This window comes from Microbulbifer pacificus (assembly GCF_033723955.1).
Taxonomy (GTDB): Bacteria; Pseudomonadota; Gammaproteobacteria; order Pseudomonadales; family Cellvibrionaceae; genus Microbulbifer; species Microbulbifer pacificus.
On record NZ_CP137555.1, the window covers coordinates 2,171,921 to 2,188,343 of the forward strand.

Annotated in this window: 14 protein-coding genes; 10 read left to right on the forward strand and 4 right to left on the reverse strand. The window is 61.2% G+C overall.

All coding sequences use genetic code 11. From position 1 onward, the window contains the following. Window positions 1-17: 17 nt before the first annotated feature. Window positions 18-1,085: a LysM peptidoglycan-binding domain-containing protein gene (locus tag R5R33_RS09390; RefSeq protein ID WP_318952438.1), complete on the reverse strand. Its 1,068-nt coding sequence runs from the start codon at window positions 1,083-1,085 to the stop codon at window positions 18-20. Between the two features lie 279 nt (window positions 1,086-1,364). Here R5R33_RS09390 and def point away from each other — a divergent pair, with 279 nt between their 5' ends. The 5 genes from def to R5R33_RS09415 all read left to right on the forward strand — a co-directional run bounded on the left by def (window position 1,365) and on the right by R5R33_RS09415 (window position 7,408). Further along, entirely contained in the window at window positions 1,365-1,871 is a 507-nt protein-coding gene (gene def, locus R5R33_RS09395) for a peptide deformylase (RefSeq protein WP_318952439.1), read from the forward strand. 194 nt (window positions 1,872-2,065) lie between these two features. Next, window positions 2,066-3,034 (forward strand): methionyl-tRNA formyltransferase, encoded by a 969-nt coding sequence (fmt, locus tag R5R33_RS09400; protein ID WP_318952440.1) that lies wholly within the window; start codon window positions 2,066-2,068, stop codon window positions 3,032-3,034. Continuing rightward, complete coding sequence (gene rsmB / locus R5R33_RS09405; protein WP_318952441.1) at window positions 3,027-4,340, forward strand: 16S rRNA (cytosine(967)-C(5))-methyltransferase RsmB; 1,314 nt, start codon at window positions 3,027-3,029, stop codon at window positions 4,338-4,340. Before fmt ends, rsmB begins: the two co-directional genes overlap by 8 nt. Window positions 4,341-4,556: 216 nt before the next feature. After that, window positions 4,557-5,942 (forward strand): Trk system potassium transporter TrkA, encoded by a 1,386-nt coding sequence (gene trkA / locus R5R33_RS09410; protein ID WP_318952442.1) that lies wholly within the window; start codon window positions 4,557-4,559, stop codon window positions 5,940-5,942. Between the two features lie 14 nt (window positions 5,943-5,956). Further along, complete coding sequence (locus R5R33_RS09415; RefSeq protein ID WP_318952443.1) at window positions 5,957-7,408, forward strand: TrkH family potassium uptake protein; 1,452 nt, start codon at window positions 5,957-5,959, stop codon at window positions 7,406-7,408. An 18-nt stretch (window positions 7,409-7,426) separates the two neighbouring features. On the opposite strand, the gene R5R33_RS09420 is transcribed toward R5R33_RS09415, so the two are convergent. Together R5R33_RS09420 and R5R33_RS09425 are read right to left on the reverse strand one after the other, a co-directional pair. Continuing rightward, window positions 7,427-8,068 (reverse strand): CDP-alcohol phosphatidyltransferase family protein, encoded by a 642-nt coding sequence (locus tag R5R33_RS09420; RefSeq protein ID WP_318952444.1) that lies wholly within the window; start codon window positions 8,066-8,068, stop codon window positions 7,427-7,429. Between the two features lie 98 nt (window positions 8,069-8,166). Next, window positions 8,167-9,051, reverse strand: coding sequence for a lysophospholipid acyltransferase family protein (locus tag R5R33_RS09425; RefSeq protein ID WP_318952445.1), 885 nt, complete (start codon window positions 9,049-9,051; stop codon window positions 8,167-8,169). Window positions 9,052-9,212: 161 nt separating this feature from the next. Here R5R33_RS09425 and glyQ point away from each other — a divergent pair, with 161 nt between their 5' ends. Genes glyQ through gmhB form a run of 3 tightly spaced genes read left to right on the forward strand, consistent with a single transcriptional unit; the run spans window position 9,213 to window position 12,844 of the window. Further along, the gene (gene glyQ / locus R5R33_RS09430) at window positions 9,213-10,193 is read left to right on the forward strand and encodes a glycine--tRNA ligase subunit alpha (protein WP_318952446.1); all 981 of its coding nucleotides are present in this window, start codon (window positions 9,213-9,215) and stop codon (window positions 10,191-10,193) included. Further along, complete coding sequence (gene glyS, locus R5R33_RS09435; protein ID WP_318952447.1) at window positions 10,193-12,274, forward strand: glycine--tRNA ligase subunit beta; 2,082 nt, start codon at window positions 10,193-10,195, stop codon at window positions 12,272-12,274. The genes glyQ and glyS overlap by 1 nt, the downstream gene beginning before the upstream one ends. Window positions 12,275-12,295: 21 nt before the next feature. Continuing rightward, entirely contained in the window at window positions 12,296-12,844 is a 549-nt protein-coding gene (gmhB, locus tag R5R33_RS09440) for a D-glycero-beta-D-manno-heptose 1,7-bisphosphate 7-phosphatase (RefSeq protein WP_318952448.1), read from the forward strand. A 147-nt stretch (window positions 12,845-12,991) separates the two neighbouring features. Here the strand turns inward: gmhB and rimO are convergent, their stop codons facing one another. After that, the gene (gene rimO, locus R5R33_RS09445; protein ID WP_318952449.1) at window positions 12,992-14,365 is read right to left on the reverse strand and encodes a 30S ribosomal protein S12 methylthiotransferase RimO; all 1,374 of its coding nucleotides are present in this window, start codon (window positions 14,363-14,365) and stop codon (window positions 12,992-12,994) included. Between the two features lie 226 nt (window positions 14,366-14,591). On the opposite strand from rimO, the gene R5R33_RS09450 reads away from it, so the two are divergent. Both R5R33_RS09450 and R5R33_RS09455 read left to right on the forward strand, forming a co-directional pair. Beyond that, a complete protein-coding gene (locus tag R5R33_RS09450; protein WP_318952450.1) occupies window positions 14,592-15,815 on the forward strand; it encodes a class I SAM-dependent rRNA methyltransferase in 1,224 nt (407 codons plus the stop codon). Window positions 15,816-15,898: 83 nt separating this feature from the next. Continuing rightward, window positions 15,899-16,375, forward strand: a complete 477-nt coding sequence (locus R5R33_RS09455) for a GNAT family N-acetyltransferase (protein WP_318952451.1) — start codon at window positions 15,899-15,901, stop codon at window positions 16,373-16,375. The last annotated feature ends 48 nt before the right edge of the window (window positions 16,376-16,423 follow it).

Sequence of the window (16,423 nt, forward strand, 5' to 3'; positions counted from 1 at the left end):
CACCTTTATTATTCTGCTCAGGGATTTCTAACGAGATCCATCACCGCCAGCGGCTTGTCAGCTTCCAGCACCAGGCCGAGGCTCATTTTCTCAAAGCTGCGGAACACCATCAGCACGCCGGCGCGCTCGTCCGGCAGTTTGACGTTCTGGCGCGCAATCTGGTCGCGCACGGTGGCACCGCGCTTGTAGATGGCGAGTACATGGCCGGGCTCGAGGCCTTCGCGCAGGCCGCGGTTGATGGCGACCACGTCGTACTTGGCAACCTGGGTCACACCCTCTTCCACGCCGAGAATCACACCTTCTACCGGCACCGCGGGCGCACCCGGCTGGAACAGCGCGGCAATGGCGCGCTCTTCGACCGGCAGCAGGCGATCCTGCAGGCGGATGTCGCGGCTGGTGCGGGTGACGTCCATGGTGGCGACGGCAAACTCGGTGTTGGCGTTGTCCACGTCCAGCTGGCGCAGATCCACGGAACCCACGTCCAGCGCCTGCTGGCCCAGCTCCTCTCCGGTGTAGGGATCGGCGTAGATCGGGCCGGGACGGTAGATGCCATAGGAGGGCAGCGGCTCGCGGAAGTCGCCGCGGGCGTAGATCTTCTCGCCGGCCCCCATCAGGATACGCTGGTCCTGACCGGAGATGACGTAGGGCACGCCGTTAAAGGCACCCGGACCGACAATGCGGGAGCGGGACAGGAAGGCGTTAATGGCGTCCAGCGGGATGGCCGGGATGGCAGTTTCGATCGGCTCGCGGCGCACAGTCGGGCCGAGGCGGTTGTCGCTGGCCGGGCTCAGCTTGTAGGCAGTGGGCGCGCGCTCGAGTTCGAGGCGCGGCTGGCCATCGATATACACGAGGTTGAGGCGGTCGCCGGGATAAATAAGGTGGGGGTTCTCAACCTGGGGGTTTACCTGCCAGATTTCCGGCCAGTACCAGGGCTGGGACAGGAAACGTCCGGAGATATCCCACAGGGTATCGCCCTTCTGCACCACGTAGGTGTCCGGGTGGTCGGGCTTCAGGCGCACGTCTTGCGCCTGCAGGCCAAATGCAACCAGCAGGGTTGCAGCGGCGGCCAGAATTATTTTTTTCATGGAAGCATTCCTATGCTTTTGTGTCGCTAACGCTATCGGCCTTATCGTTTGCTGTGGGGCTATATCGCTATCGCTGAGTGTTTATATCGCTATAATCTCTCAGCGCTGGACCGGTAGCGGCAGTTGCCGCCTGCGAAAGGGGTATATATGACGCCAGCCGGCTTTGTGGCCAGAATGCGGTAACGGCCCCTATTAGCAAAATAGTTCAGCAAATTTCAAGCGCGATCATTATGTTATCAGCGCAAGTTCCACTAAGACTAGAAGTTTGTCACAGGTGTTATGGCCAAACTGGAAATCCTCGAATTCCCCGATCCCCGTCTGCGCAAGGTAGCAGAACCCGTCACCGAAGTGACGGATGCGCACCGCACGCTGATTGAGGATATGTTCGAAACCATGTACGACGCGCCCGGTGTCGGGTTGGCGGCGACGCAGATCAATGTGCACGAGCGCATTGTGGTGATCGATGTGTCGGAGGATCAGAGTGAGCCGCTGGTGCTGATCAATCCGGAGGTCGAGGTGCTCGACCCGGAGATCCACAAGTACGATGAGGGCTGCCTGTCTGTGCCGGGTTTCTACGAAACGGTGCAGCGCCCGCGCAAGATCCGCCTGAAAGCGCTGGATCGCAACGGCGAGGCCTATGCTTTGGAGGCTGAGGGGCTGCTGGCGGTGTGTATCCAGCACGAGATCGACCACCTCGACGGCAAGCTGTTTGTAGATTACATCTCTCCTCTGAAGCGCAATCGCATTCGCTCCAAATTGGAGAAGGCTCACCGTCAGCGAGCTTGAGTGTTTAAGACGGCCCGGTGGCGTCGGGGCACCGGGTTTGGGTTTTCAGGACCACTGTGAACCCATCCCTGGGCGTTTCGGCGCAAACATCCTGTTTGCGACGATCCTGAAAACCCAATCCCGGCACCCCGACTTCGCATCTTGTTTCTGGACTTCGTTTTCGTGTCCGCCCCTTCTTATCTGAAAGAATTTTCATGAGCCTGAATATCATCTTTGCTGGCACCCCCGACTTTGCCGCGGTACATCTGCAGACCCTGCTCGACAGCGAGCACAATGTCATCGCCGTTTACAGCCAGCCGGACCGCCCCGCTGGGCGCGGCAAGAAGCTGCTGGCGAGCCCGGTGAAGCAGTTGGCGCGAGAGCACAATATTCCGGTGTACCAGCCGCTGACCCTGCGCAATGAAGAGGCTCAGCAGGAGCTGGCGGCACTGAACGCGGATGTGATGGTGGTCGTGGCCTATGGCCTGATCCTGCCGCAGGTGGCGCTGGACACCCCGCGTCTCGGTTGCGTGAATGTGCACGCCTCGCTGCTTCCGCGCTGGCGCGGTGCGGCACCGATCCAGCGCGCGGTGGAGGCCGGAGATGCGGAAAGTGGTGTGGCGATCATGCAGATGGAGGCGGGGCTGGATACCGGACCGGTGCTGGTGGAGGTGCGCACGCCAATTTCGCCGCGGGAAACCGGCGGCAGCCTGCACGACAAGCTCGCGGGGCTCGGTGGACCGGCGCTGCTGACGGCGCTCGCGCAGTTGGAACAAGGCACGGCGCAACCGCAGGTGCAGGACGACCAGCTCGCCAACTACGCCGGCAAAATCACCAAAGAGGAAGCGCGTATCGACTGGACGCGCCCCGCTTCTGAACTCGCACGCCTGATTCGCGCCTTCAATCCGTTCCCGGTGTGCTGGACCGAATTTACCGACGCCAAAGGTGAGTCCCAGCGCCTGCGTATCTACAGCGCCCACCTCGAGCAGGGCTGCCACAACGACCTGCCCGGCACCATTCTCTCTGCCGATGACGAAGGCGTCCTGGTGGCCTGTGGTCGCGAGGCTCTGCGTCTCACTCAACTACAATTGCCCGGCAAGAAGACGTTGCCGGTGGCGGAAATATTGAAGGGTTACCGCGAACTCTTCGCCAAGGGCACCACACTGGGCACTGGCCATGAATGACCCGAGAGCGCTGGCGGCACGTGTTATCAGCCGCCTGTATCAGGACCGCGGCTCGCTGCAGCGACTGCTGCCGTGGGCCGAAAAACAGGTCGACGAGAAAGACCGCGCGCTGCTGCGGGAACTCTGTTATGGCACCGCCCGCTTCGCCCCGCGCCTGGAATTGCTGCTCGGCAAGCTGCTGCGCAAGCCGGTAAAAGATGAAGAGCTGGAAGCGCTCATCCTGGTTGGCCTGTACCAGCTGGAATACACCCGCATCCCGGATCACGCCGCCATCAGCGCCACCGTCGAAGCGGCGCGCGCGCTCAAGCTGGGCCACGCCACCGGTGTGGTCAACGGTGTGCTGCGCAATGCGCTGCGGGACAAGGAAGCACTTACCCGCAAGCTCTCCGGCAACCCCCAGTTCAGCTCCGCCCACCCCGAGTGGCTGCAGCAGGCAATCAAGAATGCCTGGGGCAGTGAAGCCAAGACCATCTTTACCGCCAATAACAGCAACCCGCCCATGACCCTGCGGGTGAACCTGGCGAAAACCAGCCGCAACGATTACCTAAAACAACTGAGCGACGCGGCCATCCCCGCCCAGCCCTGCACAATCTCCGCAGCCGGCCTGGTGCTGGAAAACCCCGTCGCCGTCACCCGCCTGCCCGGCTTTGACGACGGCCTAGTCAGCGTCCAGGACGAATCCGCGCAACTCGCCGCCCAGTTGCTGGAACCGCAGCCCGGCGAGAAAATCCTCGACGCCTGCGCCGCGCCCGGCGGCAAAACCTGCCATCTGCTGGAACTGCAGCCCGACCTAGACCTCACCGCCCTCGACGTCGAAGAAGAGCGCCTCGATCGCGTCATCGAAAACCTCGAGCGCCTCGGCATGAGCGCGCAGCTCATCTGCGCGGATGCCGCCGAATCCGAGCACTGGTGGGACGGCGAACAGTACGACCGCATTCTGCTGGACGCCCCCTGCTCCGCCACCGGCGTCATCCGCCGCAACCCGGATATCAAGCTGCTGCGCCGGCCGGAAGACATTACCGAACTCGCCGAACTCCAGGGCCGCATCCTGCGCGCAATGTGGCGCATATTGAAACCCGGCGGCACCCTGCTCTACGCCACTTGCTCCATACTCCCTGAGGAAAACAGCGCACAGGTGGCGCGCTTCATTGCGGAGACACCGGATGCGAGGGACAATACGCCGCAATTGCTGAACGAACAGCCCTGGGGGCTGCCCCAGGAAGCGGGAATGCAGCTGCTGCCAGGCATCCATGCCGGCGATGGTTTCTATTACGCCAAGCTGGAAAAGTTGCTTCCTGAGAACTGATGACGGCGGATGCCGTCGCTTACGAAGTAAAAGAGTAAGAATTGAAGCCGGAGTGGCGGGTGTAGGTTTTCAGGAGCGTCGGCAACAGGGATGTTGCCGACGCAGCGTACAGGGATGTATTTACAGCGGTCCTGAAAACCTACAGCCGGTGCTCCGGCGCCTCCGCACCAGCAAAAGAGCTTCAGCGGGCAAGGCGCAAAAGCCGAAACACCAATTATGAAAATCATCATTCTCGGCGCCGGTCAGGTCGGCGGTTCTCTGGCGGAAAGCCTGGCCTCGGAACGCAACGACATTGTTCTGGTAGACAGTAACGAGAAAACCCTGCGCGAGCTGCGCGACAAGCTCGACATCGGCATCGTTGTGGGTCACGCCTCCCACCCGGACGTATTGCAGGAAGCCGGCATCGAAGACGCCGACATATTGGTAGCCGTCACCAACAACGACGAAACCAACATGGCTGCCTGCCAGATCGCCCACACCCTGTATCGCGTCACCACCAAAATCGCCCGCGTGCGCGCCGCCGCCTATCTGCAATATCCGGAACTCTTCTCCACCGAAGCCTTCCCGATCGACGTGCTCATCAGCCCCGAACAGATCGTCTCCGAGTACATCGCGCGCCTTATCGAACACCCGGGCGCCCTGCAGGTACTCGACTTTGCCGACGGCCGCGTACAGCTCGTTGCCGTGCGCGCCGTGCAGGGCGGGCCGCTGGTCGGCCATCAGTTGCGCTACCTGCGCGAACACATGCCCAAGGTCGACACCCGGGTCGCCGCCGTGTACCGCCGCAACAGCCCAATCATCCCCCAGGGCTCGACCGTCATCGAAGCCGGTGATGAAGTCTTCTTTATTGCAGCGCGCCAGGACATCCGCGCCGTAATGAGCGAACTGCGCCGACTCGAACACGGCTACAAGCGCATCACCATCGCCGGTGGCGGCAACATCGGCCTGCGCCTCGCGCACAAGCTGGAAAACCGCTACTCGGTGAAAGTGATCGAGCAGGATCACGATCGCTGCCTGTTCCTGTCCGAGGAACTGAGTAATACCATCGTGCTGCACGGCAGTGCGTCCGACCAGGACCTGCTGCTGGAAGAAAACATCGAGGATACCGATGTGTTCCTCGCGCTCACCAACGACGACGAAGCCAACATCATGTCGTCGCTGCTGGCCAAGCGTCTCGGCACCCGCAAGGTGATGGCGCTGATCAACAACCGCGCCTATGTGGATCTGGTGCAGGGGGGCGAAATCGACATCGCCATTTCACCACAACAGAACACCATCGGCAGCCTGCTCACGCATGTGCGCCGCGGGGACATGGTCAACGTGCACTCGCTGCGCCGCGGCGCTGCCGAGGCCATCGAAGTCATCGCCCACGGCGACAGCCGCACCTCCAAGGTGGTGGGCAGGAAAATCGAGGATATCGACCTGCCGGAGGGAGCCAGCATCGGCGCGATTGTTCGCGAGAAGGACGGCGAGAGCCAGGTGCTGATCGCCCACGACAATATCGTCGTCGAGACCGACGATCACGTGATCGTGTTTCTTGTCGACCGCCGTCACACCCGACACGTGGAGCAGTTGTTCCAGGTCGGGTTCGGCTTTTTCTGACGGTGATCAGTTAAATGCGTCTGGCAGTCATAGCGCGGGTCTTCGGTATTTTGCTGACGGTGTTCAGCCTTACCCTGCTGCCCCCAATTGGCGTGTCCCTGTGGTACGACGACGGTTCCCATACGGCTTTCAGTATCGCCTTCGGTATCACCCTGCTCACCGGCCTGATCATGTGGCTGCCGGTGCACGACCTGAAACAGGACCTGCGTACTCGCGACGGCTTCGTGGTGACCTCACTGTTCTGGCTGATTCTCGGCAGTTTCGGTGCGCTGCCGCTGATCATCAGCCCGCAACCTGACCTGAGTATCGTGGACTCGATTTTTGAATCGATTTCCGGTCTCACCACCACCGGCGCCACCACCATTGTCGGTCTCGACACACTGCCGCCGGCGATCCTGTATTACCGCCAGCAGCTGCAGTGGTTCGGTGGTATCGGGGTAATTGTGATTGCGCTGGCGATCCTGCCGATGCTCGGTATCGGGGGTATGCAGCTGTACAAGGCGGAAATTCCCGGGCCGGTAAAAGACACCAAGCTGACACCGCGTATTGCAGAGACCGCGCGTGCATTGTTCGTGATTTATATTGCGCTCACGGTGCTGTGTGCGATCGGCTACTGGTGGGCGGGAATGAGTGTGTTTGATGCCATCTGCCACTCGTTTGCCACCGTCGCTAACGGCGGCTTCTCCACCCACGATGCGAGCATGGGTTTCTATGCCCACAACAATGCCATCATGGCCATTGCCATCATTTTCATGCTCACCGCGGCGATCAACTTCGGCCTGCACTTTTTCGCTTTCAGCAACAGGACCGTCAAACACTACTGGAAGGATTCGGAGTTCCGTTTTTATATCCTGATTACGCTCGCTGCCTGTGCGATTATCGTCGGCTACCTGTATGTATCCGGCACCTTTGATATGCGCGGCAGTATCCTGCACGGGGTATTCCAGGTGGTTTCCATTGGCACCACCGCCGGTTTCGGTTCCGAGAGTTTTGCCACCTGGCCCGCATTCCTCCCGTATATCCTGCTGATGGTGGGTATTATGGGCGCCTGCGCCGGTTCCACCTCCGGCGGTATCAAGGCGGTGCGCGTGATGCTGATCATGAAGTCCGGCCTGCGTGAACTGGACCGCCTGGTGCACCCGAGTGCCGTGGTGCCGATCAAGGTAAATCGCAAAATCGTACCGCCGCGGGTTACCGATGCGGTGTGGGGATTTTTTGCAATTTATATCCTGTCGTTTTTCGTGCTCACCATCGTGGTAATGGCAACCGGGGAGGATTTTGTTACCTCTTTTTCCACGGTGGCTTCCTGCCTGAGTAATATCGGCCCGGCACTGGGCGATGCGGCGGCTCACTATGGCGAGGTAAACGAGGTGGCGAAAGTTTTCCTGATTCTGGCAATGCTTGCCGGGCGCCTGGAAATTTTCACTTTATTGGTGCTGCTGACCCCGGCCTTCTGGCGTCACTGACCGTTTCGCGCAAAATTTTTACTCGAGCGTATCGTGGCGCGCGCGGATGATCTGCCAGTAACGCGGCACAAAGCGGTACAGCACCAGGATTTCCAGCAGGGTGCCGAGTAATGTCAGCGCATCGATGGTGTGGTCAAAAATATTTTCCGCACCCGATCCCTCATAAAACAGCTCAATGGCCAGCAGATCGGCAAACCCCATTCCCAGTACCGCATAAACCACCAGTGCCGCCAGTTTTGAAATCCAGTCCGGCGCGATATTGAACGGCTTTTTCAGCCACCCCATCAGCACCGGCAACACGCTCAGCTGTATCGCGTAGCGCACCACCACCAGTGATGTATACAAGGGGCCAATGGCATCGAAATACCACAGCAGGGGAATCAGGCAGAGTACGAAAATTCGGTCCACGATGGGATCGAGAAAGGAGCCGAAGCGCGTGACCCAGCCATAGCGTCGCGCCAGCTTGCCATCGAGCAAGTCTGTCAGCGCTGCCACGCAGTAAGTTGCCAGGGCCCACTGATATTCGTTTTTGAGGGTCAACCAGATGATCACGGGAATCAGCGCGAGCCGCGAATAGCACAACAGGTTGGGCAAATGACGCCAACGCGACGGCGACGGGTCTCTGCCGACGCCACCGGGGGCGCCCTTGCTTCTGGTCATCTGGGAGGCCGGGGATCTCTCGGTTTACCGCACTCCTACTACGATAGACCATCCACATCGGGATGCGATTGCCGCCACCCGATTCAGATTGCCGCGGTTTACTGGCGGTAGAGTCCGCTTTTCCCTTCGGGTACCCGGCGGAAGCGCTTGTACTCCCACTGGTATTGCTCCGGCGCCTCTGCGATACAGGATTCGACGCCGCGGTTGAGTGCCGCCAGGGAGACCTTCACTTCCTCACTGAAAATCGCCTGCTCTGCCGGCAGCAACACCAGCTCGAACCCGTCTTCGAGCCGTTTGGCAAAACCGAACACCACCTTGCAGCCGGTGCGCTGGATCAGGTTGTAGGCCAGGGTCATGGTCAGGGTGGGATGACCGAAGAAAGGCGCGAAGTCGCCACCGGAGAGCTCCGGTTCCTGGTCCGGCAGTACACCGACGATACCGCCGTCTTTCAGTGCTTTGAGCAATGCGCGCACCCCGCGCACGTTGGTGGGCACCAGATGGGCGCCGGTTTTCTCGCGGCCCTCGCGGATCAGCGGATCCAGCGCGGCGATCTTGGGCGGCGCATACAGGCTGGTGGTGGGACCGACGGTAGCCAGAAACTGGCCGAAAATTTCCCAGTTGCCGATATGCGGTGCCAGTACCAGCACCCCGCGGCCCTCTTCGACGCCGCTGGTCAGCAGCTGCTGGTTGCGCACCCGCACGATGACATCTTCTGCCCGGCTCCAGGGCTGGCGCCACAGGCTGGCGACCTCGAAGCCGGTAATGGCGGTGTTGATCACACTGTCGCGGGCGAGCTTTTCCCGTTCCGCCGCATCCATTTCCGGGTAGCAGCGCTGCAGATTGATGCGACTGATGCGCAGGTTGTCGCCGCGGCTCCACACCGCCACGCGTCCCACGGTACCGCCGAGACGGCGCGACCAGCGCAGCGGCAGCCTGCCCACCAGTTTCAATGCGCCCGCTGCCAATTGCCCTTTGATATCCAAAATCGGTACTTCCTTCTCAAATCCATCGTCGCCTGTCGGTCTGCCGTCACTGCGACTTTTCAGCATATGCCGGTTTTGTCACGCCCGCTGTTTAGTGCGCAACCAGCTACCGCTATACTTGCGCCCCTTGTCTTTTCACCCAGCTGAAACCGGAGAATGTGGTGTCCGAGCAACAAACCAGCGGTTCTGCCCCGGCGCAGGATCTGAGCACCTTTCAGGGACTGATTTTTACCCTGCAGGAATACTGGGCGCGCCAAGGGTGCGTCATTCTACAGCCTCTGGATATGGAAGTGGGCGCCGGCACCTTCCACCCCGCCACCTTCCTGCGCGCCATCGGCCCGGAAACCTGGAACGCCGCCTACGTGCAGCCCTGCCGCCGCCCCACCGACGGCCGCTACGGTGAAAACCCCAACCGCCTGCAGCACTACTACCAGTACCAGGTGGTGATGAAGCCGTCGCCCGCGAACATTCAGGACCTGTACCTGGACAGCCTGCGCGCCCTGGGCATCGACCCGGCGGTGCACGACATCCGCTTTGTGGAAGACAACTGGGAGTCACCCACCCTCGGCGCCTGGGGCCTAGGCTGGGAAGTGTGGCTGAACGGCATGGAAGTGACCCAGTTCACCTACTTCCAGCAGGTGGGCGGCCTCGAGTGCTACCCGGTCACCGGTGAGATCACCTACGGTATCGAGCGTATCGCCATGTACCTGCAGGGAGTGGAATCCATCTACGACCTGGTGTGGACCCGCCGCGCAGACGGCAGCGCCGTCACTTACGGCGATGTGTTTCACCAGAACGAAGTGGAAATGTCCCACTACAACTTCGAGCAGGCGGACGTGGAGTACCTGTTCCATACCTTCGATCACTGCGAGCGCGAGAGCCAGCGCCTGATCGAGCTGGGCCTGCCGCTGCCGGCCTACGAGCAGGTGATGAAAGCGTCGCACGCGTTCAACCTGCTGGACGCGCGCCACGCGATTTCTGTGACCGAGCGCCAGCGCTTCATCCTGCGCGTGCGCACGCTCGCCCGCGCCGTGGCCCAGGCCTATTTTGATGCGCGCCACGCGCTCGGCTTCCCGCTGGCCACCGAACAGGCCCGCAACGATGTTCTCGCCCAACTTGAAGCGCAGAAGGAGAAGAAGTAATGGCTCAGGATTTTCTGGTTGAGCTGGGCACCGAAGAGCTGCCCCCGAAAGCGCTTTCTACCCTCATGCAAGCCTTCGCCGACGGCATCGAGCAGGGGCTGAAAGATGCCGAGCTTTCCTACGGCTCGGTCAAAGCCTTTGCCAGCCCGCGCCGCCTCGCGGTCGCGGTGAGCGACCTCGCCGAACAACAGCAGGACAAGCAGATCGAGAAACACGGCCCCGCCGTGGCCGCCGCATTCGATAAAGACGGCAAGCCGTCCAAGGCCGCCGAGGGTTTTGCCCGCGGTAACGGCGTCACCGTGGACCAGCTGGCGCGGGTGCAGACCGACAAGGGCGAGCGTCTGGCGTTTATCAGCGAACAGAAAGGTGAAACCACCGAGAAACTGCTTGGCGACATCGTCAGCAAATCCCTGGCGCAGCTGCCGATTCCGAAACGCATGCGTTGGGGCGCGCGCAAGGAAGAGTTCGTGCGTCCGGCGCACTGGCTGGTGATGTTGTTCGGTAACCAGGTGGTCGACGCAGAAGTGCTGGGACTCAAGGCCGGCAACACCACCCGCGGCCACCGTTTCCACTGCAACCGCGAACTGGCGGTGGCCTCTGCCAATGACTATGTGCAGCAGCTGCGCGAGCCGGGTTTTGTAGTGGTGGACTTTGCCGAGCGCCGCGAGATGATTCGCGAGCAGGTAGAGGCGGAAGCCAACAACGTGAACGGCGAGGCGGTGATCGACGACGCCCTGCTGGATGAAGTGACCGCACTGGTGGAGTGGCCGGTAGCCCTCACCGGTCGCTTTGAAAAACGCTTCCTCGAAGTGCCGGCGGAAGCGCTGATCTCCTCCATGAAGGAACACCAGAAATATTTCCACGTGGTGGACGAAGACGGCAACCTGCTGCCGTTCTTTATAACCGTTGCCAACATCGAGAGCACCGACGCCAAGCAGGTGATTGAGGGCAACGAGCGGGTAATCCGCCCGCGCCTGTCCGATGCCGCATTCTTCTTCGAGACCGACAAGAAAATCAGCCTCGAAGCGCGCCGGGAAAAACTCAAGACCATCGTATTCCAGCAGAAACTCGGCACCGTCTACGACAAAACCGAGCGCCTCGCCAAGCTGGCGGCAGCGATTGCAGAAAAAATCGGTGGCGACTCTGCCCTGGCGCAACGCGCCGCGCAATTGTGTAAATCCGACCTCGTTACCGAAATGGTGTTCGAATTTGCCGACATGCAGGGCATCGCCGGCTACTACTACGCGGAAAACGACGGCGAGCCCCTGGACGTGGCCAAGGCCATGTACGAACAGTACATGCCGAAATTCGCCGGTGACGAACTGCCGGCCACCGAGACCGGCACCATCGTCGCGCTCGCCGACCGTATCGATACATTGGTGGGTATTTTTGGTATCGGCCAGCCGCCGAGCGGCTCCCGCGACCCGTTTGCGCTGCGCCGCGCCAGCCTGGGCGTTCTGCGCCTGCTGGTGGAAAAAAATATCGACCTGGACCTGCGCGAACTGCTGACCCTGGCCCGCGACGGTTACCCGCGCACCGCACTTGCCGAGCACGACAGTGTGGTCGAACAGACCCTGGCGTACATGCTCGATCGCTTCCGCGCGCGCTACGAAGACGCCGGTATCAAGGCGGAAGTCTTCCTCGCGGTTTCCGCGCGCAAGCTGTCGCGTCCACTGGATATCGACAACCGGGTAAAAGCGGTACACAGCTTCAGCCAGTTGCCGGAAGCGGAAGCGCTGGCCGCGGCCAACAAGCGCGTGTCGAATATTCTCGCCAAGCTGGAAGGTCCGGCGCCGAGCCAGATCGACCAGGCGCTGCTGCAGGAAGCTGCGGAAAAGGCCCTGTACCTTGCGCTGAAGGATGCGCAGGACGCGGTGGCCCCGCTATATGCCGAGGCGCGCTTCCAAGAAGGCCTCGCCGGCCTCTCCGGGCTGCGTGAAACCGTCGACAACTTCTTCGATGGCGTGATGGTGATGGCGGACGACGAGCAACTGCGCAACAACCGCCTGGCACTGCTGGCACAACTGCGCGGCCTGTTCCTGGAAGTGGCCGACATCTCCCTGCTGGCACCCGCCAAGTAAACGCAGAGCGGTAACTACACCATGGCCATAATCGTGCTCGACCGGGACGGCGTGATCAATCAACACAGTGATGATCACATCAGGTCCGCCGACGAATGGGTTCCCATTGCCGGCAGCATCGAGGCCATGGCGCAGTTGAGCCAGGCGGGCCACCAGCTGGTGATCGCCACCAATCAGAGCGGCCTCGCCCTCGGCCATTTCGATCTCGATGACCTCGAAGCCATGCATGCGAAAATGCGTGCGCTGGTGGAGGATGCCGGTGGCGAGATCGCCGCTATTTTTTATTGCCCACACAGCGACGACGATCACTGCCGCTGCCGCAAACCCAACACCGGTTTACTCGATGCCATCGAGGCGGAATTCGATACCAGTCTGCACGACTGCTATATGGTCGGCGACCGCCTCAAGGACCTGCAGTGTGCGGTGGCAAAAGGCTGCAAATCGGTGCTGGTGAAAACCGGTTGCGGGGAGCGGACACTGCGGTCGCTGATTGAAAATCCCGATCCTGCACTGATCGAAACCTCGGTATTCGAGAGTCTCGCGCAGTTCTCGGAATTTGTGCTGCGCTGAAGCTGTAAAACGCGGGCGGGATTGGGGTTCAATCCCATTGCCCATACGGCGATGGGTGCAGGCGCTGTAAGTGCTCACTCCAAAAAAACAAAAAGCCCGGAGCCGCAAGGCTTCCGGGCTTTTTTTATGGTCTGCAGTGCCGTGGGATTACAGCAGTTCAGCCCACAGGTCGTACTCATCCGCATGGGTGACTTCGGCCCATACCTTGTCGCCCGGTGCAAGCGAAATCTCGCCGTTCAGGTACACCATCCCGTCGATTTCCGGGGCGTCTGCCCAGGAGCGGCCAATGGCGCCCTCTTCGTCCACCTCATCGATCAGCACTTCGATCTTGCGGCCGATCTTCTGCTGCAGGCGCGCGGCACTGATCTGCTGCTGGTGCGCCATAAGGCGCTCCCAGCGGTCCTGCTTCACTTCTTCCGGTACCGCACCTTCCAGCTCGTTGGCCGGCGCGCCGTCCACCGCGGAGTATTTGAAGCAGCCGACGCGGTCCAGCTGGGCCTCGCTCAGCCAGTCCAGCAGGTACTGGAAGTCCTCTTCGGTCTCGCCGGGGAAGCCGACGATAAAGGTGGAGCGGATGGTGAGCTCCGGGCAGATCTCGCGCCACTTCTTGATGCGCGCCAGGGTCTTGTCCTCGAACGCCGGGCGCTTCATGGCCTTGAGTACTTTCGGGCTCGCGTGCTGGAAAGGGATATCCAGGTACGGCAGCAGTTTGCCCTCGGCCATCAGCGGGATCACATCGTCCACATTCGGGTAGGGATACACGTAGTGCAGGCGCACCCATACACCCATGGAGGAAAGCGCCTCGCACAGCTCCAGCATGCGGGTCTTCACCGGGCGGCCATCCCAGAAGTCCAGCTTGTACTTCAGGTCCACGCCGTAGGCGCTGGTGTCCTGGGAAATCACCAGTAGTTCCTGAACCCCGGCGTTCACCAGACGCTCCGCTTCACCCAGCACCTCGCCCACCGGGCGACTCACCAGCTTGCCGCGCATGCTGGGGATGATGCAGAAGGCACAGGAGTGGTTACAGCCCTCGGAGATTTTCAGGTAGGCGTAGTGGCGCGGGGTCAGCTTGACGCCCTGCGGCGGCACCAGATCGATAAACGGGTCGTGGTCGGCCTTGGGCGGAACCACTTCGTGCACGGCGTTGACCACCTGCTCGTACTGCTGCGGACCGGTGACGGACAGCACGCTCGGGTGCGCCTGGCGAATGGCATCTTCTTCCACACCCATACAGCCGGTGACGATCACCTTGCCGTTTTCGTGCAGTGCCTCGCCGATGGCGTCGAGGGATTCCTGCTTGGCGCTGTCGATAAAGCCACAGGTGTTCACCACCACCACGTCGGCGTCCTCATAGGAGGGAACCACCTCGTAGCCCTCCATACGCAGCTGGGTGAGGATGCGCTCGGAGTCCACCGTAGCCTTGGGGCAGCCGAGGGAGACAAACCCCACCTTGCCCGGGCCGGTTTTTCCCGGCTCCACTACGGTTGCACCGCCAGTCACTGAATTGTCTGCACTGCTCATGAGCATCCTCATACCGGCGCCGCGGGCGCTCGTCACCATTGATTAAAAAGCGGGCAATTCTAACGGGCGAAGGTGGGCTTGCATAGCGCGACAGTGCACGACATTTTCCGCAATTGAGGGAATTGCCCAGCGGGCGCGCTATGTTTGTCGTTCCAGGTATGAATAGTCACGAATCCCGGACCGGCAGTGCAATTGGCACTTGTGTTCCCCCGGTCGGATAACAACAATGGCGCCCCGCCTCAACCACCGGAGCCCTTCCGTGCAACAACTGATACTGAACCCCCGTGCCGAACGCCGCCTCAAGATGGGTCATCTGTGGATCTACAGCAATGAGGTGGATACCAAGCGCAGCCCGCTCAAGGGTCTGGAACCCGGCGAGCAGTGCGAGATTCTCGACAGCAACGGCAAAGGCCTCGGCTATGCGCTGGTGAACCCCAACCAGCTGATCTGCGGCCGCCTGGTGTCGCGCAAGGATCCCTTTACCGCCAAACAGCTGAAGCGCCGTCTGGAGTCCGCTCTGGCACTGCGCGAGCGCTATTTCCCCCACCCCAGCTACCGCATGGTCTATGGCGACTCCGACGGCCTGCCGGGCCTGGTGGTGGACCGCTTCGGTGATTACCTGGTGGTACAGGTCAGCAGCTGGGGCATGGAACGCATGCTCGGCGACATCGTCGATGCACTGGTGGCACTGGTGAAACCCAGCGGCATCCTGCTGCGCAACGACCACCAGGGTCGCAAGGTAGAGGAGCTGCCAGAGGTGTGCGAGGTAGCCCACGGCGAAGTACCGCAGATGGTGCCCTTCGAGGAGAACGGTGTTGCGCTGCTGGCGCCGGTGTACCAGGGCCAGAAAACCGGCTGGTTCTACGACCACCGCGACAACCGTGCGCGCCTTAACCAGTGGGTTAAGGGACTGAACGTGCTCGACCTCTTCTCTTACGCCGGTGGCTGGGGTGTGCAAGCACTCGCTCACGGTGCAGCGCAGGTGACCTGCGTGGATGCCTCTGGCCAGGCGCTGGACTGGTGCGAAGAGAACGCCGCGCTGAACGGGCGCAAGGACGACCTGGTGACCATCCAGGGCAAGGCGGTGGATGCCATGAAGGAGCTGATCAACGAGGGCCAGCGCTTTGATGCCATCGTGCTCGACCCACCGGCGTTCATCAAACGCCGCAAGGACCAGAAGTCCGGCGAGGCGGCCTACCGCCATATCAACGAACTGGCGCTGCGCCTGCTGGAAAAGAATGGCCTGTTGGTGAGTGCGTCCTGCTCCATGCACCTGGAATCCGACACCTTGCTCGAGATCCTGCGCGGCGCCGGCCGCCACCTGGAAAAGAACATCAGTATCATCGGCAGCGGTGGCCAGGGTGCAGACCACCCGGTGCACCCGGCGATTCCTGAGACCCGCTACCTCAAGGCACATTTCGTGCATCTGGCTGCGGGCAGCAACTACTGACACAAAGGGGTTTGGGAGGACACCGCGGGCAAACTACGATTCGGAGTCCGTAAAGAATCCGGAGCGGCTATTCAGGAGGGTCTATGCTAAGACCGCTACAGGAAGCCGATATCGAACGCCTGTTGCAGCTGTGGTTGCACCTGGCCTGCAGCAGTCACCCCAGTCTGCCGGTGAAGTTCTGGTCCCCGCAGGGGCGCCTGCTGCGGCGTCAGCTGGCGGCCCAGTGCCGCCGTCAGCAACTGCACGGCGATGCAACCGGGATAGTTTATTGGGTCTACACCCGACCCGGCAGCGATGTCGCCGAGGGCCTGGTGGCCATCACCGACAATGTGCTGATAGAGAGCATTTTCGTTTCGCCAGCGCAACAGGGGCGCGGTGTTGGCAGCGAGCTGATGGCCCAGGCCAAGTTCGGGCGACTACAGCTGGAGGCCAGGGTGCTGGAAGAGAACCTGGGCGGACGCTATTTCCTGCAGCAGCACGGTTTTGCGGAAACCGGACGTCATTTCAATCAATCCGCCAACCAGGACGAGATCTGGATGAATTGTCGGGTGGCGGTCTGAGTCCGGTTTTCCTGCTCCCCTTACCCATCGTCTGGAGCCAGTTTCCGG

What these genes read in the sequence shown, in the direction of transcription:
- R5R33_RS09390 (WP_318952438.1), bottom strand. Translation starts at nt 1,085, where the DNA reads ATGAAAAAAATAATTCTGGCCGCCGCTGCAACCCTGCTGGTTGCATTT.
- gmhB (WP_318952448.1), top strand. Translation starts at nt 12,296, where the DNA reads ATGGCCATAATCGTGCTCGACCGGGACGGCGTGATCAATCAACACAGT.
- rsmB (WP_318952441.1), top strand. Translation starts at nt 3,027, where the DNA reads ATGAATGACCCGAGAGCGCTGGCGGCACGTGTTATCAGCCGCCTGTAT.
- R5R33_RS09415 (WP_318952443.1), top strand. Translation starts at nt 5,957, where the DNA reads ATGCGTCTGGCAGTCATAGCGCGGGTCTTCGGTATTTTGCTGACGGTG.
- R5R33_RS09455 (WP_318952451.1), top strand. Translation starts at nt 15,899, where the DNA reads ATGCTAAGACCGCTACAGGAAGCCGATATCGAACGCCTGTTGCAGCTG.
- glyS (WP_318952447.1), top strand. Translation starts at nt 10,193, where the DNA reads ATGGCTCAGGATTTTCTGGTTGAGCTGGGCACCGAAGAGCTGCCCCCG.
- R5R33_RS09420 (WP_318952444.1), bottom strand. Translation starts at nt 8,068, where the DNA reads ATGACCAGAAGCAAGGGCGCCCCCGGTGGCGTCGGCAGAGACCCGTCG.
- rimO (WP_318952449.1), bottom strand. Translation starts at nt 14,365, where the DNA reads ATGAGCAGTGCAGACAATTCAGTGACTGGCGGTGCAACCGTAGTGGAG.
- trkA (WP_318952442.1), top strand. Translation starts at nt 4,557, where the DNA reads ATGAAAATCATCATTCTCGGCGCCGGTCAGGTCGGCGGTTCTCTGGCG.
- R5R33_RS09450 (WP_318952450.1), top strand. Translation starts at nt 14,592, where the DNA reads ATGGCGCCCCGCCTCAACCACCGGAGCCCTTCCGTGCAACAACTGATA.
- def (WP_318952439.1), top strand. Translation starts at nt 1,365, where the DNA reads ATGGCCAAACTGGAAATCCTCGAATTCCCCGATCCCCGTCTGCGCAAG.
- fmt (WP_318952440.1), top strand. Translation starts at nt 2,066, where the DNA reads ATGAGCCTGAATATCATCTTTGCTGGCACCCCCGACTTTGCCGCGGTA.